21 protein-coding genes are annotated in these 21,722 nt (G+C 62.5%); 19 read left to right on the top strand and 2 right to left on the bottom strand.

Features of this window, described 5'->3' with window-relative positions:
- Positions 1–524 precede the first annotated feature (524 nt).
- The 10 genes from moaCB to fdhD are packed head-to-tail and all read left to right on the top strand — an operon-like array spanning position 525 to position 7,950.
- Positions 525–1,523, top strand: coding sequence for a bifunctional molybdenum cofactor biosynthesis protein MoaC/MoaB (gene moaCB / locus BM338_RS15055; protein ID WP_255367330.1), 999 nt, complete (start codon positions 525–527; stop codon positions 1,521–1,523).
- On the top strand, positions 1,520–2,773 hold the full coding sequence (glp, locus tag BM338_RS15050; RefSeq protein WP_090452037.1) for a molybdopterin molybdotransferase MoeA: 1,254 nt from the start codon (positions 1,520–1,522) through the stop codon (positions 2,771–2,773). Before moaCB ends, glp begins: the two co-directional genes overlap by 4 nt.
- Complete coding sequence (locus BM338_RS15045; protein ID WP_177229373.1) at positions 2,770–3,030, top strand: MoaD/ThiS family protein; 261 nt, start codon at positions 2,770–2,772, stop codon at positions 3,028–3,030. Before glp ends, BM338_RS15045 begins: the two co-directional genes overlap by 4 nt.
- Before the next feature lies 1 nt (position 3,031).
- Positions 3,032–3,544 (top strand): molybdenum cofactor biosynthesis protein MoaE, encoded by a 513-nt coding sequence (locus BM338_RS15040; RefSeq protein WP_090452033.1) that lies wholly within the window; start codon positions 3,032–3,034, stop codon positions 3,542–3,544.
- The gene (locus BM338_RS15035; RefSeq protein WP_090452030.1) at positions 3,528–4,100 is read left to right on the top strand and encodes a molybdenum cofactor guanylyltransferase; all 573 of its coding nucleotides are present in this window, start codon (positions 3,528–3,530) and stop codon (positions 4,098–4,100) included. Before BM338_RS15040 ends, BM338_RS15035 begins: the two co-directional genes overlap by 17 nt.
- On the top strand, positions 4,097–4,447 hold the full coding sequence (locus BM338_RS15030; RefSeq protein ID WP_090452028.1) for a hypothetical protein: 351 nt from the start codon (positions 4,097–4,099) through the stop codon (positions 4,445–4,447). Before BM338_RS15035 ends, BM338_RS15030 begins: the two co-directional genes overlap by 4 nt.
- Positions 4,444–5,355, top strand: a complete 912-nt coding sequence (locus tag BM338_RS15025) for an extracellular solute-binding protein (protein ID WP_090452026.1) — start codon at positions 4,444–4,446, stop codon at positions 5,353–5,355. Before BM338_RS15030 ends, BM338_RS15025 begins: the two co-directional genes overlap by 4 nt.
- Before the next feature lie 8 nt (positions 5,356–5,363).
- Positions 5,364–6,131: an ABC transporter permease subunit gene (locus BM338_RS15020; protein ID WP_090452024.1), complete on the top strand. Its 768-nt coding sequence runs from the start codon at positions 5,364–5,366 to the stop codon at positions 6,129–6,131.
- On the top strand, positions 6,131–7,138 hold the full coding sequence (locus BM338_RS15015) for an ABC transporter ATP-binding protein (RefSeq protein WP_090452022.1): 1,008 nt from the start codon (positions 6,131–6,133) through the stop codon (positions 7,136–7,138). Before BM338_RS15020 ends, BM338_RS15015 begins: the two co-directional genes overlap by 1 nt.
- Positions 7,135–7,950 (top strand): formate dehydrogenase accessory sulfurtransferase FdhD, encoded by an 816-nt coding sequence (gene fdhD / locus BM338_RS15010; protein WP_090452020.1) that lies wholly within the window; start codon positions 7,135–7,137, stop codon positions 7,948–7,950. The genes BM338_RS15015 and fdhD overlap by 4 nt, the downstream gene beginning before the upstream one ends.
- A 57-nt stretch (positions 7,951–8,007) precedes the next feature.
- Here the strand turns inward: fdhD and BM338_RS15005 are convergent, their stop codons facing one another.
- Both BM338_RS15005 and BM338_RS15000 read right to left on the bottom strand, forming a co-directional pair.
- Complete coding sequence (locus BM338_RS15005; protein ID WP_255367329.1) at positions 8,008–8,877, bottom strand: diguanylate cyclase domain-containing protein; 870 nt, start codon at positions 8,875–8,877, stop codon at positions 8,008–8,010.
- 68 nt (positions 8,878–8,945) lie between these two features.
- Complete coding sequence (locus BM338_RS15000) at positions 8,946–13,412, bottom strand: PAS domain S-box protein (protein ID WP_177229372.1); 4,467 nt, start codon at positions 13,410–13,412, stop codon at positions 8,946–8,948.
- 719 nt (positions 13,413–14,131) lie between these two features.
- Between BM338_RS15000 and BM338_RS14995 the strand changes: the two genes are divergently transcribed.
- The 9 genes from BM338_RS14995 to BM338_RS14955 all read left to right on the top strand — a co-directional run bounded on the left by BM338_RS14995 (position 14,132) and on the right by BM338_RS14955 (position 21,583).
- The gene (locus BM338_RS14995; RefSeq protein ID WP_255367328.1) at positions 14,132–15,136 is read left to right on the top strand and encodes a Dyp-type peroxidase; all 1,005 of its coding nucleotides are present in this window, start codon (positions 14,132–14,134) and stop codon (positions 15,134–15,136) included.
- Positions 15,129–15,935: a family 1 encapsulin nanocompartment shell protein gene (locus BM338_RS14990; RefSeq protein WP_090452014.1), complete on the top strand. Its 807-nt coding sequence runs from the start codon at positions 15,129–15,131 to the stop codon at positions 15,933–15,935. The genes BM338_RS14995 and BM338_RS14990 overlap by 8 nt, the downstream gene beginning before the upstream one ends.
- 36 nt (positions 15,936–15,971) lie before the next feature.
- Positions 15,972–16,169, top strand: coding sequence for a hypothetical protein (locus BM338_RS14985; protein WP_090452012.1), 198 nt, complete (start codon positions 15,972–15,974; stop codon positions 16,167–16,169).
- A gap of 54 nt (positions 16,170–16,223) precedes the next feature.
- Complete coding sequence (gene moaA / locus BM338_RS14980) at positions 16,224–17,261, top strand: GTP 3',8-cyclase MoaA (protein WP_090452010.1); 1,038 nt, start codon at positions 16,224–16,226, stop codon at positions 17,259–17,261.
- Positions 17,262–17,324: 63 nt separating this feature from the next.
- Entirely contained in the window at positions 17,325–17,597 is a 273-nt protein-coding gene (locus BM338_RS14975; RefSeq protein ID WP_090452008.1) for a hypothetical protein, read from the top strand.
- A gap of 155 nt (positions 17,598–17,752) precedes the next feature.
- Positions 17,753–18,943, top strand: coding sequence for an OprO/OprP family phosphate-selective porin (locus BM338_RS14970; protein WP_255367327.1), 1,191 nt, complete (start codon positions 17,753–17,755; stop codon positions 18,941–18,943).
- 89 nt (positions 18,944–19,032) lie between these two features.
- The gene (locus tag BM338_RS14965; RefSeq protein WP_090452592.1) at positions 19,033–19,614 is read left to right on the top strand and encodes a TetR/AcrR family transcriptional regulator; all 582 of its coding nucleotides are present in this window, start codon (positions 19,033–19,035) and stop codon (positions 19,612–19,614) included.
- Between the two features lie 78 nt (positions 19,615–19,692).
- Positions 19,693–20,520, top strand: coding sequence for an oxidoreductase (locus tag BM338_RS14960; RefSeq protein ID WP_090452006.1), 828 nt, complete (start codon positions 19,693–19,695; stop codon positions 20,518–20,520).
- Positions 20,521–20,581: 61 nt separating this feature from the next.
- Positions 20,582–21,583 (top strand): NADP-dependent oxidoreductase, encoded by a 1,002-nt coding sequence (locus BM338_RS14955; RefSeq protein WP_090452004.1) that lies wholly within the window; start codon positions 20,582–20,584, stop codon positions 21,581–21,583.
- Positions 21,584–21,722: the final 139 nt, after the last annotated feature.

Below are 21,722 nucleotides of genomic sequence, written 5' to 3'. Positions count from 1 at the left end.
CCCTCCCCTGCTGGCAGGGGAGGGTTGGGGAGGGGTGAGTACTTGAGAAAGCGTATCGGGAGAGGTTTTCTCAAGGGCTTACCCCCTCCCGGCCTCCCCCTGCGAGCAGGGGGAGGAGAAAAACACGCGTTGCTCCGACACGACGCTAATCAGACCCAGAGGAAAGGGCAGGAAGAGAAGACAGCCCGACGCCTGACACTGGAAGAGGCTTAGCTACAAGCACATCGCCTGCTCTCAGGCCATTTCTCTTTGGTTACTTTCTCTTTGGGTCAGCAAAGAGAAAGTGACCCGGGCCGCGGCAGCGGTTCGGAAGCCCGCGGCAGGCGAGCCAGAGCACGCAGACGCCAAAACCGAACGCACCACTACTGGATCCCTGCCTACGCAGGGATGACGAAGTAGAAAGGACAATCGCGCCCCCATGCCCTGGCTGGGGAGGAATTGCCGCATTTATCGCAGCGTAAATGGATAGGATGGGAGGACAGACTTATTAAATGCCCCTTCCCGCATCCACTGGAGGCTGATTCATGTCCGAGCGCGAACCTCGCGCCAACTTTCATATGGCCGACGTACGGCGCAAGCGCATCACGGCGCGCCGCGCGGTGGCGGTAGGCGAACTCAACGCCGGTAGCGCCTATGACGCCATCGTGGAAGGGCGACTGCCCAAGGGCGACGCCATCGCCATGGCTGAAATCGCCGGGCTGCAGGGCGCAAAAAACGCCTCGCAACTGATGCCGCTGTGCCACCCGTTACCGCTGGAATACATTGAATTGCAGTGCGAGCCGGTGCCGGAACGCCAGGCCATCCGTGTCTACTGCGAGGTCGCCACCTTTGCCCGTACCGGGGTGGAGATGGAGGCCCTGGCAGGCGCCAGTGCTGCGTTGCTCACGCTCTATGACCTCACCAAGCCAGTGCAGCCGGCGCTGTCACTCGGCGCCATCCGGCTGTTATTCAAGGAGGGTGGCAAGAAGGGTTTGTGGCTGCATCCGGAAGGCATGAGCGAAGCCGAGCGGCAGCGCTACCGTCCGCGTGCGCCGGCACGGCTTGAAGGCGTCGCCGCGGCGGTGATCACGCTAAGCGACCGCGCCAGTCGCGGCGACTACGAGGACACCTCTGGGCCGTTGCTGGTGGAGCGCCTGCGTACCTTGGGCGCCGACACGGGGCCGGCCGAAGTACGTGCTGACGATGCGGAGCCTCTGGCGGCGCGCCTGCGCGAACTCGCTGCCGCCGATATCAAATTGGTGCTGTGCACGGGTGGGACGGGGCTCGGTCCGCGCGACCGCGCGCCCGAAGCGCTGGCGCTGGCGGCCGATCGTCATGTGGCCGGCATCGGCGAACTGTTCCGCAGCGAGAGCAGCCAGCACACCCCGCTGGCCTGGCTGAGTCGCGCGGATGCCGTGCTGGTGGAGGGAACGCTGGTAATCGCCCTGCCTGGCAGCGCCAAGGCGGTGGCCGAGGGCATGGACATTCTCGCGCCGATCCTCGCGCACGCCTTGAACATGGCGGCCGGCGGAGGTCACGCATGAATCACGATCTGCTGGATCCGGCCGGTGCGCAGCGCATTATTCTCGATGCTTGCAGCCAAGGGCAGCGCGAGAGCTGCCATAGCACCGCCGCGCTGGGTCGCCTGCTTGCGCACCCCGTGCTGAGTGCGAGTGCGTTGCCGCCGTTCGATAATTCGGCGATGGACGGTTACGCGCTCAGTGGCGGTGCCGAGCCCCTGCCGACCGACAGCGAATGGCCGATCGAAGGCGAGCAGGCGGCAGGTGATGGCGCGCGCAACGGTACGCGCGGCGCGTGGGAAATCATGACCGGCGCGCGCATGCCCGACGGGCTGGATCGCGTGATTCCGGTGGAGCAGGCCGAACGACTGGAGGCGCCATTGCGTATGCGCCTGCTGGCCGAAGTAGCGGCGGGACAGAACGTGCGCTTCGCCGGCTCCGACGTGGCCGCGGGCGAGACGGTGCTGACCGCAGGCAGCTTGCTGGCACCGCAGCACCTCATGCTGTTGGCGGCATTGGGCGTGGCCAGTGTCAGTGTGGCCAGCCGGCCGCGCGTGGCGGTGCTATGCACCGGCCGCGAACTAGTGGACGACCCTGACACACCGTTGGCGTCGGGGCAGATCCGCAATTCCAACGGACCCTTCCTGGCTGCGCGGATACCGCGTGCCGGCGCGGAGCTGGTGCACGCCGAAACGGTGAGCGACGACGTGGATGCGTTCCTTGCCGCGGTCGAACGGACCCGCGCCGCAGGTGCGCGCGTCGTGATCTCCACCGGCGCGGTATCCATGGGTCGCTACGATTTTGTACCAGCGGCCTTGCAGCGACTGGGCGCGGAAGTGCTGTTCCACAAGATAGCGATCCGCCCCGGCAAACCGTTGCTGTTTGCGCGCTTGCCGGATGGCACGCTGTTCTTTGGTCTGCCCGGCAATCCCATTGCGGTGGCGGTGGGGCTGCGCTTCTTTGTCGAGCCGGCGTTGCGAGCCATGTTGGGCCTGCCGCGCGAACGGCCGTGGCAGGTGCCCCTGGCTGCGGCCTTTACCAAGAAACCGCGCCTGCATTTCTATCTGAAGTCGCGCATCGAAGTGAGCGCCCAAGGGCAGTTGGCCGCCACCGCGCTGACGGGGCAGGAGTCGTACCGCATCCGGCCGCTGGCAGAAGCGAATGCCTGGATCGGCATACCGCGCGATGCCATGGAATTGCCAGTGGGAACGCTGGTGGACACTTATGGCCTGAGCCATCTGGAAAGTCCGCAATGGGACGGGAGCGGCGCATGAATGTCCGTATTGCACTGTATGGCGCGTTGCGCGAGGCCGATCCTCGCGGTTACGTCGAACTGGAGGTGCCCCCAGGCAGCACCATCGCAACGCTTCGCGAACTGCTCACCGCGCACCTGAGCGAGCATGCGCCTGCGGTGAATGTGAAGCTGGTGCGGATCTCCGCATTCGCCAGCGACGAAGAGATCCTGCACAACCATCGTACGGTGCCCGAGGATGTGGCGCTGGCCGTACTGCCACCGGTGAGTGGAGGCTGACATGGACGATATGCATGTCGCAGTGGTTGAACGCAAAGTGGCCGCGCTGGACGCGGCTGCGGCGATCGAGTTTGTGTCCGATCCGCGCTTCGGCGGCATCGCCGTCTTCGTGGGCCGTGTGCGCGATCACAACCTGGGCCGGGTCGTCACCGGGATCAGCTATGACCTTTTCGAACCGCTGGCCCTGCGTATCTTCCGCGCGATCGGCGAACGCGCGCGTGCCGAAGTGGGTGACTCGCTGAAGCTCTATATTGCCCACGCCAAAGGCGAGCTGGGCCTCGGCGATCTCGCCGTGGTGGTGGCCGCCGGAACGCCGCATCGCGATGAAGCTTTCCGCGCGTGCCGGCTGGCGATTGAAGCGGTCAAGCACGAGGCACCGATCTGGAAGCAGGAGCACTACATCGACGGCGACAGTGCCTGGAGCGAAGGCTGCTCGTTGTGCGAAGAGCAACATGAGATGCAGCGTGCCCAGGACAGCCACGGTGGAACCGCAGGCCATGGGCACGATCATTGAACCGCCGCCGTGCATCGGCGTGGTGCTGGCCGGTGGCCGGTCATCACGCATGGGGCGCGACAAAGCGTTGCTGTCATGGAAGGGGCGACCGCTGATCGAACATCAGCTTGGCCTGCTGCGCGAAGCGGGTGTCGACGATGTTCGCGTCAGCGGCCATCGTCCGGACTATCACGGCATCGCCGATGCGCTTCCTCAGGCCGGCCCGCTTAGCGGCCTGGCGGGCATCGCTGAAACGTTGGCTGATGACACCGACCTGCTGGTGATCCCGGTGGATATGCCGCTGTTACAGGCCGGACTTTTGCGACGTCTGCGCACGGAGCGATCACACGCGCACAGTTTGTGTTTCGTCGGTCATGTGCTGCCGCTGCGGTTACGGCTGGATACCCACGGCCGTGCATTGCTGCTCGAGCTATTGCGGCAGGATGATCCGCGGCAGCGCTCGCTGCGTGCCCTGCAGGCCGCCATCGGCAACGAGGAAATCTCGTTGAGCGCTGCCGAGGCGGCGCAACTCACCGACTGCAATACCGAAGCGATGTGGAGCGAGGTCAACGGATGAAGATACAACTGCAAGAGCAGTCGCTGCGCCTGCGTATCGACGAAGCGGAACTGGCGCAACTGCTCGCCGGCACCGCGGTAGGCAACCAGACACGCTGGCCCGACGGGCGGGTGGAGCATCAGCAACTGGCGTTGGGCGATCGCGATGGCTGGCAGCGCGATGGCGACGGCTGGCGGGTGACCATGAACGACACCGAGGTGCGTGCGTTCGCCGCGCGCCTGCCTAGTCGCGACGGTTTGTCACTGAGATTGCCGGTACCCGACGGAGAACCGCTGCAGCTGTTGTTCGACGTTGATGTGCGCGATAGCGTGCGCCATCGCCGCCCGAATCGTGAGGACAAGGCATGAATCGCACATCACTTCTGGCACGTTGGCTCGCGCCACTGCTGATGCTGGTCGGCATATCCGCGCTGGCCACCGATGCGCCAGTGCTGCGCGTCGCTTATGCCGGCTCAATGGGCGTGGTGATGGATCAATCGCTCGGTCCAGCCTTCGCCAATACGCATCGCGCCAGCTATGAAGGTATCGGCCAGGGTTCGTTCGCGCTGGCACGGCTGCTCGCGGCGAAACAGATGCAAGCGGATGTGTTTGTCGCCATCACGCCTAGCCCGATGAAGGTGGTGCAACAGGCTGGACTGGTGGAGCACGCCGTGCCCGTTGCCAGTACGCGGATGGTGGTGATCTACAGTCCCCGCAGTCGTTTTGCCGCCGACTTCGCTACCGCTGCGCGCGGCAAAAAATACTGGTATGACGTGCTTCGCAAACCCGGCCTTCGCCTGGGGCGCACCGACCCGGCAGTAGATCCGCAGGGCGCCAACGCCTTGCTGACTTTGCAGCTGGCCGCGCGCTATTACCAGCAGGCGGAATTGCTGCAACAAGTGGCCGGCGAACTGCAAAACCCCAGCCAGATTTTCGCAGAGCCCTCGCTGATGTCCCGGTTGGAGGCGGGCCAGATCGACGCGGCCATCGGTTACGCCAGCGCAGCGCATTCGCACCATTTGCCGACGATTGATCTGCCCAACGAAATCAACCTTGCGCAGCCCGCCATGCAGGCTTCGTGGTATGCGAAGGCAAGTTTGAATCTGCCCGGCGGCAAAGTGCTGACGGCGCAGCCGCTGGTGTTCTATGCCGCCGTGCTGAGCAATGCGAAGCAACCGGCGTTGGGCAAGGACTTCATCAGCCTGCTGCAGAGCGCCGAGGGACAGGTGATGCTGCGTGAGCGCGGTTACGATGCGCCGCACGGCGACGCTCTGTGACAATTGCCATGACCTCATCGCAACGTCCGCGATGGCCCGCACTGGCGGCGGCGCTGGCGTTGTTGTTACTAGCTACGCCCTTTGCCGGCTTGCTGTGGGTCACCGACTGGCGGCATTTCGCGTTCACGCGTGGCGATGGCGGGGCAGTGGGCGTATCGCTGGGCTACAGCCTGGTGGCTCTAGTACCGATCATCGCGCTGGGTACACCACTGGCCTGGTGGCTGGCACGGCATCGCACGCGCAGGCAATGGCTGATCGATGCGCTGCTGCTGGTATCGCTGCTCACTCCGCCGCTGGCCATGGGTTTGCTGCTGGCTGCCATGTATGGCCCTTATGGTCCTGCCGGCCGTCTGCTGGAGCGGGCAGGGCTGTTGCTTACTAACTCGGCGCCGGCCTTCGTGCTGGCACAGTTCTACGCCGCGTTGCCTTATTACGTGATGGCCGCGCGTACCGCGTTCGAGGGCGTACCGCGCGAACTGGAGCAGATCGCGTTGACTCTGGGCTACTCGCCGTGGCGCAGCTTTATTCACGTGAGTCTGCCATTGGCGCGGCTGGGTTTGGCGGCCGCCGTGGCGCTGGCCTGGGTGCGCGCACTGGGTGAGTTCGGCGCCGTGCTGATCGTCGCCTATTACCCACAAGGCATCCCGGTGAAGCTGTGGGTGAACCTGCAGAACATCGGGCTGGATGCGGTGTATCCCTTGCTATGGGTGTTCTTCCTGGTGGCACTGCCGTTGCCGCTGGCGCTGGGCATTGCCGTGCGCAGGCGCTTGTCCTGATGCGCATCGATTACCGCATCGAGCGGCCGGTGGCGCTGCATGCCTGCTTCGAGGTGGAGGGCTTCACCGTCTTGCTGGGAGCCAGCGGGGAAGGCAAGTCACTGCTGCTGTCTGCCATCGCCGGGTTGGTGCCCGCGCGTGGCGAACCGTTTGGCGGTCTGCCGCCGCAGAGTCGCGCGGTGGGCTACCTGCCACAGGGGCACGCGCTGTTCCCGCATCTGCGTGCATGGGAGAACGTGGCTTTTGCCTTGCGCGGTTCGCGCCGTCGCGAGTTGGCCATGCAATGGATGGAGCGGGTTGGCATCTCCGCGCTGGCCGAGCGCTGGCCCACGTCGCTGTCCGGCGGCCAGCAACAGCGCGTTGCGCTGGCTCGTGCGCTGGCGCGGCGTCCGCATTTGCTGCTGCTCGACGAACCTACGTCGGCGCTGGATCCGATCACTCGCGATGAAGTACTTGCCGAGCTGATTGCGGAAGTCCACGAGGCGAGCATTCCCGCGCTGGCGGTCAGCCATGATCCGGCGCTGGCCGCCATTGCTGACCGCCTGGTGCTGATGCACAACCGGCGCATCGTGCAGGTGGGTACCGCCGCGGAAGTCCATGCGCAACCAGCCAGCGGTGCGGTGGCGCGGCTGCTGGGGCTGCGCAATGTGCAGCGCGGTCAGATCGCCGGCGCTTCCGGAGAACCACAGTTGTTGTGGTCACAGGCGAATGCAGCCCTGCCGGTGCACACCACGCTGCCCCATGGCACGCCGGTCGATTGGCATATCGCCCCCAATGCAGTGAAGGTGCATGCGGCGGCCTCCGCACCTTCCGGGTCCTTGCCCGCTGTGCTCGAGCTGCGGCAAACCAGCGCGCATGGTTGTTACCTCGGCATGCGTTGCGGACAGGCGCGGCTATGGGTCGAACTGCCGCCTGGACATGAAGCGCCGGAGGCACCGATGCTGTCGCTACCGCCGAGTGCGATTCGCTGCTGGCCCGTCGCAGAGCAGGAGCATTCAACGCCATGACGCAGCATCCTCCCGGCCTGGCGCGGCGCGCCGTCATCGTCCATCAGGGCGGCACCGAACAACATGGCGAGGACTGGCTGGCCGAGGAGACTCCGGTCGAGCTGCGCTACAACGGCGAGGCCTTCGCGGTGATGATGGCCACGCCGGCGGACCTGGAGGACTTTGCTCATGGCTTTTCGTTGAGCGAGGGTCGCGTCGCTCGCGCAAGCGATATCCACAGCGTGACGGTGCACGAGCAACTGGAAGGCTACGTCGTGGACATCCAGGCCTCCGGCGTGCTGGCCGTGGACGACGACTCGGCGCGCCTGATGCCGGGGCGCAGCGGTTGCGGACTCTGCGGCAACCGTCATCTGGAAGACGTACTCGAACCCATGCCGCCGCGGGTGCCTGACGGGCCGGTGCTCGCCCCCGGAGCATTGGAGCGTGCCTTGGGAGCACTGGCGCAGCGACAGCCGCTCAACAGCTGCACCGGCGCGGTGCATGCCGCGGCCTGGGCATCGATCGAAGGCGAGATTCTGTATGTGCGCGAGGACGTAGGACGCCACAACGCCGTGGATAAATTGCTGGGAGCGTTGAGCCGCGAGGGCGCCGATATGCGCAGCGGTTTCGTGCTGGTGACCAGCCGCGCCAGCTATGAAGTGGTGACCAAGGCCGCCCGGCTCGGCGTGGGCCTGCTGGCGGCGATATCGGCTCCGACCGCGCTGGCGGTGGAGCTAGCCCGCGCCAGCAACCTGACCCTGGCTGGCTTTGTGCGCCCGGGACGGCACGTGGTGTACACCCATCCGCAACGGCTGGGCGACGGCATCGCCTGACGATCTGCTGTAGCCCCTTGAGCGCGAGGCTGCAAGCACGCCGTCTGAGCTTGTCCGTTAACCGACACAGACGCGCGCGCGACCGGCGTGCTTGGCCGCGTAGAGCATCTGATCCGCTTTCTCGATCAGCGATTCGGCCGACACTTCCAGATCCGGCACGACACTGCCAACGCCAACGGATACGGTGACTTTGTTCCCAATGCCGTGAGCGTGGGAAATGTCCAGCGCAGACACGGCCTGCTGGATCCGTTCGGCTATCTCCCTGGCTCCGCCAGGATCCAGGCCTGGCAGGATGCAGGTGAACTCTTCACCACCAGTGCGGGCCGCGATGTCGCCGGCCCGCTGCATGCAGCGATGAATCACCTGGGCCACGTTCTTCAGACAGTCATCGCCCGAAAGGTGTCCGTAGGTGTCGTTGAAGGCCTTGAAGTAATCGATATCAATCACCGCCACCGCCAGATGTATCGACTCTCGCTGACAACGCCGGAGTTCCTGCTGCATACGTTCGTCGAACTGACGCTTGTTGGGAATGCTGGTAAGTCCATCGATCCAGGCGAGGCAGCGTAATACGTCGGCCTGCCGCTTCAGAGTCAGGTGTGCGCGCACGCGATTGCGTGTGGTCTGTGGATTGATCGGCTTAGTGATGAAGTCGACGGCTCCAGCATCCCAGCAAGCACTTTCTTCCTCTGGATTGTCCTGGGCCGTGACGAATATGACGGGAATATCCGCCGTGAAAGGATTGGCTTTCAGCTCGCGACAGACCTCAAGCCCGCTGGTGCCAGGCATGACGATATCCAGCAACACCAGATCCGGTGGCGTGCGTTCACAGAACGCCACGGCATCCTTGCCATTCATGGCCATGAAGACCTCGTGGTCCTCGGAGAAAACCTGGTGCAGCGCACGGATATTGATCGGCTGGTCATCCACCACAAGCAGCCTCGGACGCGAGGTGCTATCGCCAGCTATGCTCATGCTCTGCAAGATGTCGTCGGTTTTCATCGCTGCCCCTCGCCATAGGTGTGAAGCAACAACTCGCAGACGGCAAGAGCCTTCGGGAAATCAAGCATCATGAGTGCGTCATTGAGTCTGGCACTCATCTCGGGCCGAGATATCGACAGAACCGGCCTGATCGTTTCGTAAAGCTCTACCGAGCGCATACTGGACGCGCGCAGCAACGTCGCCAGTTCCTCGATAGACGGTCGAGATACGCCGTCGCCCGCGTGGACGGCGGGTACCTCACGCTGCTCGGCCAGCCGCGCATTGGCAGTCAGAACCGCATACTCAATCAGTTGCTTCAGCTCACCTAGCGGCAGCTCTTCCCGCCACTTCAGCGGGTCGTCGAACCGACGCTCGGCGACGGCCGCGAAAGTAGCGAGCCGCAGAGCGCCCACCGTGGCGGCCACACCTTTCAACGTATGCAATGCCCGTGCGGCATCTTCCCGGCTGTCGTCCGCTACCGCCTCACCCAGCAAGGCGAGTGCCTCGCGGGCGGACCGATCGAGGCTGCGCAGCGCCGCATGGTAGGGTGCGCGCCGGCCATTGAACCGGGCCAGCGCGCCGTCGTAATCGAGCTCGACATCGGCGAATGCCTTGGCCGGTTCGCCTGGGCGCGCGTCGGAGGAGGGGACGCCACTGATGGACGCGGACCGGCCTATCCAGCGGTGAATGGTATCTACCAATACATTCAGGTCGAACGGCTTCCCCACGTGATCGTTCATGCCCGCCGCCAGGCAAGCTAGGCGGTCCGATTCCAGCACATTGGCCGTCATCGCCACGATGGGCAGGCTGGCCAGCTCGGGCATGTCACGTATATGGCGGGTCGCTGTAAAGCCGTCCATGTCGGGCATCTGGATATCCATCAGCACCAGGTGGTAAGGCTGCTTGGCCTCATCCAGCAACTGGATGGCCTGGCGTCCGCTGCTGGCCACATCCACTGAAGCCCCCTCAAGTTCCAGCAGATCCTTGGCGACCTGTTGATTGGTCAGGTTGTCCTCGACAACCAGAATGCGTATCCCGTCCAATCGCACGGCATCATTCGCGTCGATGGCGCGCCTGGTGCGCGCCTGCAGGGCTGGGTGCTGGCACGCGAGCGCATCCGCCACTGCGTCCAGCAACATGGACGCAGTGATGGGTTTGATCAGAAAACCGTCCAGCACCGAATCTGACTGCGAGTGACGATTCGCTACTGCTTCGCGCTCGTGCATGGTCACCATGACGATAAGCGGGCAGCGCTGGGGCGAGTATCGCTCCCGGATTCGGCGACTGACCTCCCAGCCATCCATGCCGGGCATGCTCCAGTCCATCAGGATGACGTCGTAGAAAGCATTCTGCATTTCCACGGAATCGATCTGCCGCAGCGCCTGTGGCCCATCTTCTACGGTGTCGCAGGTCCAGCCCAGCGAACGCACCATGTCGGCGATGACGTCGCGTGCGCTGCTGTTGTCATCCACCACAAGTACCCGGATGCCACACAGTCGTCGCATGACTTCGGCGGCATCGCGTATCGGCGGTGACGCTGTCGTTTCCAGCTCCACGGTGAAGTAGAAACAACTGCCCATGCCAGGCTCACTCTCCACGTGAAGCTCGCCGCCCATCAGGGTCACCAACTGCCGGCTGATGGCCAGGCCAAGACCGCTGCCGCCATAACGCCGGGTCGTCGATGCCTCTGCCTGGGAAAAGCCATCGAAAATGGTCGACAGCTTGTCGCCGGCAATGCCGATGCCGGTGTCCGTCACCTCAAAGCGGAGCAGTGCGTGGCCGGTCTCCAGTGATAGCAGCTTGGCTTGCAGCCTTACGTCGCCGGCCTGGGTGAACTTCACGGCATTGCCGGCCAGATTGATCAGTACTTGCCGCAAGCGCAGCGAATCACCCATCAGCCAATCGGGAATGCGGGGGTCGATGTCAAACACCACCTCGACATCCTTGTTGCCCACATTCGCACTGACGATGACCGAGATCTCACGCAACATCTGATCCAGATCGAACTCATGGATCTCCAGGGTCTGTCGCCCCGCTTCGATCTTGGAGAAGTCCAGGACGTCATTCAGCAGCGCAAGCAATGTGGTTGCTGCCGTCTCGGTCTTGCTGGTGTAGTCGCGCTGCTTGTCGTCCAGCGATGTCCGTTGCAACAGCTGGAGCATGCCGAGAACGGCATTCATCGGCGTACGAATTTCATGGCTCATATTGGCAAGGAAGTCGCTCTTGGCCTTGCTCGCCGCCTCCGCCGCCGCGATGGCCTTGACCATGGTCGCCTCCGCCAGGCGCTGGTCCGTGGTGTCCTCCACGATGGACCAGGTGCAAGGTTTGCTATCAATGCGCAGCGACACGCCATTCAGGCGTACCGGAACCCGGCTTCCATTCTTTCGGATGTAGTGCTTGTCGTAGGGTCCGTAGCGCCCGTTCAGCTCCAGCGTCATAAGCGCCGACTGCTCCTGCGCCAGGTATTCCGACGGCGTCAGGCTCCAGTAATCCATGGCGAGCAATTCGGCCTCGCTGTAGCCGGTGAGCGCGCGATAGGCTTCATTGAATTCGATCAGCCTGCCGACCTCGTCGGTCAGCGCAATACCCAGCGGCGATAGTTCGAACAGCCCGCGCAACTTGCGCTCATTGATTTCCAAGGCCGCCTCGCGCCGCTTCAACTCAACCAGACTCGCCGCGATGCCAAGATAGCCCTGGATAGTGTCGTCCTCGCGACGCAGGGCGCTTACATTCAGCAGCACGGAAATCCGTTGCGCATCCTTGCGGATATAGGTCCACTCGTTCACATCGGGTGCGTCTTGCGCCTTGGCGACGAAGACCTCGAAGTCTGGTTCGATGTTGCGCTGGAGCTCCTCAGTCAGATGCGCCGATCGCAATACCATTTCCCGTTTGTCATGGAAGAGTGCGGGCGAGTGGATGCCCACGACTTCGCTGGCCTTGTAGCCGAGCATGGCCTCCGCGGCCGGGTTGAACAGGGTGACGGTGCCCTTGGGGTCGGTCGCGATAATCGCGTAGCCTGCATTCGACAGAATGGCCTGGTGTAGGGCCGAGACCGATTGAAGTTCGGCGGTACGGCGCTGCACCTGCTCTTCTAGGGTGGCGTTGAGTTCCAGAATCTTTCGCTCGGCAAGTTTGCGCTCGGTAATGTTGCGCAACGTTTTTGCCGCGCCAACGATACGTCCATGCCCATCGCGAATGGGTGATGCCGAGATGTCGACAAACAACGTGGATCCATTTTTCTGACGCCGGACCGACTCGCTGATGGCGACATTTTCGCCCGCGAATACTCGCTCAAGAATGTCGTGGTCTTCTTTGATGTAGCGCGCGGGAACGATGAGGTCGGCAATCGTCTTGCCGATGGCCTCGCCAGCCTCATAGCCGAAATAATGGGTTGCCGCGCGGTTCCACTCGGTAACGGTGCCGTCGAGCGATGTGCCAATGATGGCGTCGTGCGAATCCTCCACAATGGTTGCCAGGCGCGCGCGCTGCGCCAGCGCGCGCCGCCGCCGCCCAGCAGTGCTGGTGGCCAGGAATACCGCCAATGCCAGCAAGCTGCCGCCGGTGGCAATCCAGATGACGGGAAGCACCGGGTCGGGGATATCCAGGCCTGCCAGGAATGTGTTGTCGGGCGCAACGATCAGGCGCCATTGTCTGCCGTAGACGGAGAACTGCCTTGTGCGATCTTCAATGGCATCGGCCTTGGCGCGCTTAGCCCGCGTTGCGTATACCTCCTGTTCCTTGCCCTGCGCGTCGATATCTGCAAGTGAAAAGGAAATATCGGCGTGTGCTCCGGCCATGGCGCCAAGAATTTCGTCGGTGACGAGCGGGGTATATGTCCACCCAAGCAGTGAGCCTGCTCTTTGGTTTTCCGGCGGGAGCTGCTCGCCCGAGTAAATCGGCAGCAAGAACAACATACTGTGGTTCACCGCTCCCGTGGCTTGGACGAGCGTGATGGGTGCGGTGAGCGTGGCTTTCCCGCTGGACATCGCTTTGACGGCCGCTTCGCGGCGGTTGCTTTCCGAAGCAATGTCCAGCCCGATAGCCGCCAGGTTGAGCGACTCCGGCTCGACGTATTTGATAACGAAATGCTCGCCATCGTTAGGCGAGAGCTCCCTGACCTGAAAGGGCGACCCACGATCGCTTTGCGCTTGCGCTACGAAGGCGGCTAGATCCGTCACCTTGACTGGAACGATGTAGCCAAATCCCCTGGAGCCGGGGAACTCCGTCGCCATATCTCTCGATCGCATGTAACGAGCAAAAGCGGCATGCGTGATGCCGGTACCGCCTGCGGCGATGACCGCGCCTCGCGCACCGCGCAAGCCATATTCGTAAGTACGGAAGCGCTCCTGCAGCTCGTTCGAAACCCTATCCGCGAGGGAGTCCAGTTGCTGGGCAACCACCTTTTTGTTGTTCTCATGGATGACCCACCCATGGAATGCTGCATAGCCGCACGAGGCAAGCAGCACCAGTAATGACCAGAACAAGGGGCTGGACCTGCGCCAGGAACCCCCTTTTTCTATGCTGTGATCCGCCGGAGCGGGCCTTGCCGGCCGAGGGCGGGACTTCTGTGCCTTGAACATCGACGTTGGGCCCTGGGCGGCAACCTGACGGAGGTTGATTTCGGCCAATATGGCATGCCGCCGGGCGCTCATACAGCGCGCAACGCCCTGTGCAACGGATGGCGCGCTGCAAGCGTGATGACCATCTCGGGCCACCGGATAGCACCCTGGTGACGCAAGCCCGATCAGTCAGTGTCTCGCCCCTGGGCCGGGCGCCTTACGAGCCACGTTTATCGCAGGGAAACCGGTGTGGCTTGGGGGCGGTGATTCGGTAAGGCATCATCGCTGGACGGTCCGGGTGAAAGCCTTCCGTTGGCAAGGGCGCCTTGCTTTAAAGAAGCACGATTCTCGCGAACCGCCTCGCGCACATGGTGCCACCCTGCATGGGCCGTAAGCCCCTCCGGGCCTGAGGGAGAACTTCAGCTCTCATCCTCAGGGTGCTAGTCAAGATGCTCGTCGCCTAGGGCATGCTTTCGCCGGACGATGTCCAGTCTCTCCTGTACGAGGCGGGCGAAGTCGTCATGGGAGGGATGGATCGATAAAGATTGATAGTTGGCTAACATGGATGGCTTTATCGTGGCTCGACCATGTTTTCGAAACCCCATCATCAGGAGTGGATAGTGCCTTCCATCATTTCGCAGTCGGTGACCTCCAAGCTCACGAGCGCGGCCATTTTTCTCGTGGTGACCTTGAAGCCCGAGACGCAAAACGAGGATGCCGTGCGTGCGCTTTGTAGCGATATGGCCTCCCTTTTGCGGGCGATCGGGTTCCGCAACCCGGATGGCCGCCTGTCGTGCGTGATGGGTTTCGGCTCAGAGGCGTGGGATCGGTTGTTCGGAGAGCCGCGACCGGCTGAGTTGCACCCGTTCCGAGAAATCAAAGGCGAGCACCACGCCGTCTCCACACCGGGGGACCTACTCTTCCATATCCGCGCGATGCGGATGGATATGTGCTTCGAGCTCGCTACCCAGATCATGTCCCGCATCGGCGACGCCGTTATGACCGAGGACGAAGTGCACGGCTTCAAGTATTTCGACGCGCGCGACCTGCTGGGTTTTGTCGATGGCACCGAGAACCCGGTGGATCAGGACGCCATTGACACCGTGACCATCGGTGACGAGGACGCCGTGTTTGCCGGCGGAAGCTATGTCATCGTCCAGAAATACCTCCACGATCTGAAGGCGTGGGACACGGTGCCTGTCGAGCAGCAGGAGCTGATCATCGGCCGCAAGAAACTCTCCGATATCGAACTGGAGGACGCTGCCAAACCGATCTACGCACACAACGTGTTGACCACTATTGAAGAAAACGGCGAGCAGCTGGAAATCCTGCGCGACAACATGCCGTTTGGCGATGTCGGCAAAGGGGAGTTCGGCACCTACTTCATCGGTTACGCCCGCTCCCCGGACCGGATCGAGAAGATGCTCACCAACATGTTCGTGGGCCGGCCGCCGGGCAACTACGACCGCCTGCTCGACTTCAGCAAAGCCGTCACCGGCTCATTGTTCTTTGTGCCCTCCGCCACCTTCCTCGCCGACGTGTCGGTAGGACCTTCCAGCCCTTCACCAGCCGCCGATGTGCCCGGCGCCGGCACATCCGATGGTTCGCTCGGTATCGGTTCGCTCAAAGGAGAAGCAGCACATGAATAATCTTCATCGTGGACTCGCGCCCATTTCCGCGGAAGCGTGGGAACAGATCGAGCAGGAAGCAGCGCGCACCCTGAAACGCCATCTGGCCGCGCGGCGGGTGGTGGATGTGGTGGGACCGAAAGGCCTCGATAGCGCGGCGGTGGGCACCGGCCACCAGGAAAAGATCCAGCCACCGGATGACGGCATCGAGGCTTCGTTGCGTGAGGCGAAGGCGTTGGTGGAGCTGCGGGTTCCCTTTGAGCTTTCGCGCAGTGCCATCGATTCGGTGGCGCGCGGGGCCAACGATCCCGATTTGCAGCCGCTCAAGGATGCCGCGCGCAAGATCGCCTTCGCCGAAGATCGTGTGGTCTTCGAAGGTTACGAAGCGGCCGGCATCCGCGGTATTCGCCGCGGCAGCAGCAACCCCGCGATCGCGCTCCCCACCGATGTGGATGGCTACCCCGCTGCAGTGGCACAAGCGATAAGCCAGCTGCGCGAAATGGGGGTCAACGGCCCTTACACGCTGTTGCTGGGCGAGCAGCCCTATACGGCGGTCAGCGGCGCCACCGAAGAAGGGTATCCGGTGATCAAGGACATCCGGAACCTGGTGGATGGCGACATCATCTGGGCGCCGGCCATCAAGGGTGGTGTCGTGCTTAGCACGCGTGGCGGCGATTTCGAGCTGCACCTTGGCCAGGACATCTCCATCGGCTACCTGAGCCATACCGAAAGTTCCGTTCGCTTGTATTTGCAGGAGACCTTCACCTTCCTGCAATTGACCGCCGAGGCCGTCGTGGTACTGGCACCCGGTGGCAAGTGAGCGATCGCGAGGCGACGTCTGCGGGAGGGCAAGTCCATGCAGGAATTTGACTTCTACATCAATCCGAAAAGACCGACGCTGGGGCTTTACATACGGAAGGGAGCAGGACTGCCGGACCTCGCCGATGCGAGCCAGTGGCAGTTGGAAGGTCACGTCTGGGCGAATGAATTGCCACCGCCGGTCCTGCAAGGACTGGAGGCCAATGGACACGCTTTCCAGGAACTTGGCAGCTGATCTGGCCTTTGCCATCAAGGCACTGGTAGCTTCCTCATCATTGAACTCAACGATATGACTGATGGAGATGCCCGGGTGTCGCAACCTCGTGACCAGCATGGACGCCCCCTGCGCGACCTTCGTATCTCGGTCATGGACCGGTGCAACTTCCGCTGCCCTTACTGCATGCCGGAGGCCACCTATGGCGAGCATTTCACCTTCCTGAGCAGCGAGCAGCGGCTCGACTTTGACGAAATCGAGCGGCTCTGCCGCCTGGCCGCACGCCTCGGGGTAAGCAAGCTGCGCCTTACCGGCGGTGAGCCGCTGCTGCGTCCGCATTTGGCTGATCTGGTTAAACGACTGCGCCAGATTCAGGGCATTACAGACCTGGCTGTCACCACCAACGGCGCGTTGCTGGCCCGTCAGGCGAGGGAGCTGCGCGAGGCCGGACTGGATCGCGTCACCATCAGCCTGGACACGATGGACCCTGAGCTGTTCCAGCGGATGTCCGGCGGGCGCGGCAAGCTCGAAGAGGTGATAGCCGGCATCGAGGCGGCGCGCGCCGAAGGTTTCCCCAAAGGGCTGAAGATCAATACGGTCGTGCAGCGTGGCGTTAACGAATCGGCCGTGCTCGAGCTGGCGGAGCATTTTCGCGGCACGGGCATCGTCGTGCGTTTTATCGAATACATGGATGTCGGCAATCGCAACCACTGGGACACCGCACAGGTGGTGCCGTCGCGCGAGCTGCTGCAGAGCATCCATGGCCGCTGGCCGCTGGATGCGCTTCCCTCCAAGTACCCGGGGGAAGTCGCGACGCGGTATCGCTATGTCGATGGGGCAGGGGAGATTGGTGTGATCTCGTCCATCAGTCAGCCATTCTGCGGAAGCTGTACCCGGGCGCGGCTGTCATCCGACGGCGTCTTGTACACCTGCCTGTTCGCCACACAGGGGAAGGATCTGCGGGCGCTATTGCGCAACGGAAGCTCTGATGAAGCTTTGCTCGAGGTGCTGCAGAACGTGTGGCGCGAGCGTACCGATCGCTATAGCGAGGAACGCGGAAAGAAGGGCGGCCTGGAGAATCACAAGATCGAGATGTACTACATCGGTGGCTGAGCGCCGTGATCCGGATGGCGCGCGATGGCGTGCCATTTTGTTCTGACCAAGAAGGATAGGGTCATGCTCAAAGGCAACCTGAAAGTCGCCGTACCCATGCCGCCGCCCCCGGGAGAGAACGATACGGCAGCCTGGGACGTTCCTGATACCACGCCTTGTGGCGTTGAAATAGCAGGCTCCGAATTCCAGCCCGTACCCGGTCAGCCCAACGTTTACATCGCCGCGGCACCGGAAAAATTCAAGCTGACAGTGACGGCCACGGTGCTTTCCAATGGGTCGATTGGATTGGCTTACTCACGTTACGTCGATGAGACCGAAAATAATCTGGCCGTCTAACTGACTGGACATCTGTGCAAACCGGCACGGTGCGGGGGAGTTCTGTTTCGATGGGTGCGCGGGCGCCAGGGTGGCGCCGTGTCCTGCTGCGTACGTGATTGTTGATTGATGGGCGGCTGTATAGCCGCCCATCCAACCTCGAGGGGAGCTGCACGATGAAGAAACCGCTGGTAGCGATGTCGCTGACCCTGGCTCTGCCCATCCTGGCCAATGCTGCGGATACCGCTAGCCCGTCCTACAACTTCAGAGACAACTGGCCTACCCACTACGTCTTCAGCGATGGCACCGACTTGGGACTGGCGGTCAAGTATCAGGACGACCTCGACAACTTCTCCAACGACGATGGACGGCTGAAAGATTCAAGCACCAATCGGCGCAAGGAATTCGGCGCTTACATCAAGAAGAAGGATGTCTACGACGCCACGGTTGTCTATGACTTTCAGGCCAAGACCTGGCTAGACGTCTTTTTTCGCCTGCAGACCAAAGCGCTGTTCGGCAACGACCTGGGCGCCGTACGCGTCGGACAGTCCAAACTCCCGGTCGGCTTCGAAGGCAACACCGGCACCGGCTCGACCACCTTCCTCGAAACCGCGCTACCCATGCAGGCCGTCTATGCCGGTCGTCGCATTGGCGTCGACTGGCAATGGCTGCGCCCGGCCTATCTGATCAACGCGGGCTACTACCAGCGCGATCTGCAAGGGGACAACCACGGCCATACCGTGGCCGCGCGTGCGGCATGGACACCCCTCAACAAGCCCGGCGATGTCGTGCATCTGGGCGTGTCGGCATCACGCGAAACGCCGGATGGGTCCACCGATGGTCGTGGCATACATACGCCGCCCAGCGCGCGCCTGCGTTCCCGCCCGGAGGCGGGGCTGACCACCGTACGATTGATCGACTCCGGCAATCTGCCCTTCACCGATTACATAGACCGGCGCGGTTTCGAGAGTCTGTGGATTCATGGGCCATGGTCACTGCAGGGCGAATATCTCGACGCCAAGGTCAAGTTCTTCAATGGCAAGCCCGCCTATCACGGCGAGGGTTTCTATGCCTTCGGCAGCTGGGTGGTGACCGGCGAATCGCGCGGTTATGCGGGCGGCAATGTCAGCGACGTGAAACCCAAGGGCGCCCTCGGGGCATTGGAACTCGCCATTCGCTACAGCCAGCTGGACCTCAACGACGGGGCGGTGCTCGGCGGCAAACAGCATGACTGGACCTTCGGCGCCAACTGGTACATCAACCGCTATCTGAAGTTGCAGGCCAACTACATCCTCGCCAAGAGCAAGAAGCGAAATGTAAGCGTCGATCCCGACGTCTTCGAAGTCCGCGCGCAAGTCATGTTCTGAGCTAGCGAAGCGGGCTGGGCCAGGTGTCGGTCGAGGGCAGGTAGGGCCATCTTGCATCGAGCATTTGAATTATGTATGATGACCGTCATATGAAACGAGCCGTCACCCGCTCCAAAGAAGCAACGCACGACAGGATTGTCGATGCCGCCGCGCGCGCCATCCGACGTAGCGGGTACAACGGCACCGGCGTTGCCGACATCATGAAGGAGGCCGGCCTGACGCATGGTGGCTTTTACGCTCATTTCCCGTCGCGCGAGGCGATGCTCGCCGAAGCCGCGGACCGCGCTGGCAGTGAAAGCGTAGCCATGATGGAGCGCATCGCTGCCGAGTCGCCGTCGCCATTGACGCTCCAGGCCATGATGCAGGCTTATCTGTCGGAAGCGCACGTCGCGGCGGTTGAGACGGGTTGCGCCACTGCCGCGCTGGGGTCGGAGATGCCGCGCCAGGCACCGGAAGTCCGGCGCGCCGCCACGCGCCGCATCAAGGAAATGATCGATCTCGTCGCCCGCCAGTCGCCTGATTGGGGGCAGCCGGGGGCACACGAGCACGCTCTTGTCACCGTGGCGACGATGGTCGGCACACTGATTCTGGCGCGGGCCGTCGATGATCCAAAACTTTCCGCTGCGTTGCGCAAGGCAACACTGAATCACCTCACTCCTGCCGGCGACTGACGTTCTATGCGCGTCAGTGCCGGTTTAAATTTCGAGTAGAAATATGATGATCATCATACACACACTAAGGCCACTCTCATGAACATCGAAAATCGTGTCGCTCTCGTCACGGGTGCCTCATCGGGCATCGGCGAGGCTACGGCGCAGCGACTCGCGAAGGCCGGCTACAAGGTCTATGGCACCAGCAGGCAAGGGGGCCAGGCGGGGCGACGAATGTTCGACATGCTGCCGCTCGACGTGACCCGTGATGAGTCAGTCGAGGCGGTAGTCAAGGAGGTGCTGCGCCGGCATGGCCGCATCGACCTGCTCGTGAATAACGCCGGTTTCGGCGTTGCGCCTGCCGGCGCGGAAGAGAGTTCGATCGAGCAAGCCAAAGCGATCTTTGAAACCAACTTCTTTGGACTTGTCCGCATGACTCGCGCCGTCGTGCCGCACATGCGGCGCCTGGGGAGTGGCCGAATCATCAACATCGGTTCGGTGCTCGGTTTTCTTCCGATGCCTTACGGAGCGCTCTATGCCGCGACGAAGCATGCGGTGGAGGGCTATTCGGAGTCACTCGATCACGAGTTGCGCACAAGAGGCATCCGGGTTTCGGTGATCGAACCGGCCTACACAAAGACAAAATTCGATGCGAACTTTCTGGCCCCCGATGCAAAGCTCGATGAGTACCTCGACGTTCGTGTACTTCTGGACAAGGTGCTCAAGGAGGTGATGGCAAGCGCGGACGAGCCGAGCGTCGTGGCTGATGTCGTGCTGGAAGCAGCTACGGCCACCCGGCCAAAACTCCGCTACACGGCCGGCGGGCTCGCGAACCGTCTGCGCTTGCTGCGCCGATTTGCGCCGGCTGGATTAGTGGACGCGGGCATTCGAAAAGATCTGCGACTCGACGCCGACGCCAAGGCATGACTGCACGCGCCATCGCCCCAGTCGACAGCACCGCACCCATAACCACCCCAGAGAAGCAAGCATGAAGGCATTCATCGTCGATCGTTACAAGAGCAAGAGCGCGTTGCGCCTCGGCGACATGCCGGAGCCGGAGGTTCGCGACCATGACGTCCTGGTCGCGATCCACGCAGCCAGTTTGAATCAGCTGGATGCCAAGATCCGGGATGGTGAATTCAAGCTCATCCTGCCTTATCGCCTGCCGTTGATCCTGGGCAACGATGTCGCCGGTGTGGTCGTCCGCGTCGGCTCCAAGGTGCAACGGTTCAAACCGGGCGATGAAGTTTATGCGCGACCCCGCCAGGACCGGATCGGGACGCTCGCGGAGTTCATCGCCATGAACGAGGCCGACGTGGCGTTGAAGCCGACCAACCTCACGATGGAAGAGGCTGCCTCTATCCCTCTAGTGGGCTTGACGGCCTGGCAGGTATTGATCGAGCGCGCCCAGCTGAAGAGGGGGCAAAAAGTTCTGATCCACGCCGGTTCCGGCGGCTTCGGCAGCTTTGCCATCCAACTGGCAAAGCACATCGGTGCAACCGTGGCAGCGACGACCAGCACGGCGAATGTCGACCTGGTCAAAAGCCTCGGCGCGGATGTGGTGATCGACTACAAGAAAGAGGATTTCTCGCAGGTCCTGAACGGCTATGACGTTGTCGTCAACAGTCTGGACAAGAGTACGCTTGAAAAATCCCTCAAGGTGCTGAAGCCCAGCGGGAAACTCATCTCCATCTCTGGTCCGCCGGATGCGGCCTTCGCCAAGGAGAGTGGCTTGAATGGGTTCCTGCAGCAGGTCATGCGCCTGCTGAGTTTCGGTATCCGCAAGCAGGCCAGGCGCCACGGGGTCAGCTACTCGTTTGTATTCATGCGCGCTAACGGAGAGCAGCTGAGCGGAATCACGTCGCTCGTCGAGGCTGGCGCCATCCGCCCGGTCGTGGATCGAATCTTTTCCTTCCAGGCAACCAACGAAGCGATGGAATATCTCGCGACCGGGCGTGCCAAGGGCAAGATCGTGATCAAGGTGAGGTGAGGGCACGAGCAACGCCGCGCGACGTTCCCCGGGATGGGCCTACAAGCTTAGCCAGGACCGCCAAGTCCAGAGATTTATGCTACTTTTCGGCCAAGCAACGGGATCACTCCCGTCGCCTTCAGGAGATATTCGAGCCACG

Origin of the sequence: Dyella sp. OK004, from assembly GCF_900114495.1 — a bacterium.
GTDB lineage: Bacteria > Pseudomonadota > Gammaproteobacteria > Xanthomonadales > Rhodanobacteraceae > Dyella_D.
The sequence above is the reverse complement of the archived record's forward strand: the minus strand, read 5'-3'. Positions and strand labels throughout refer to the sequence as shown.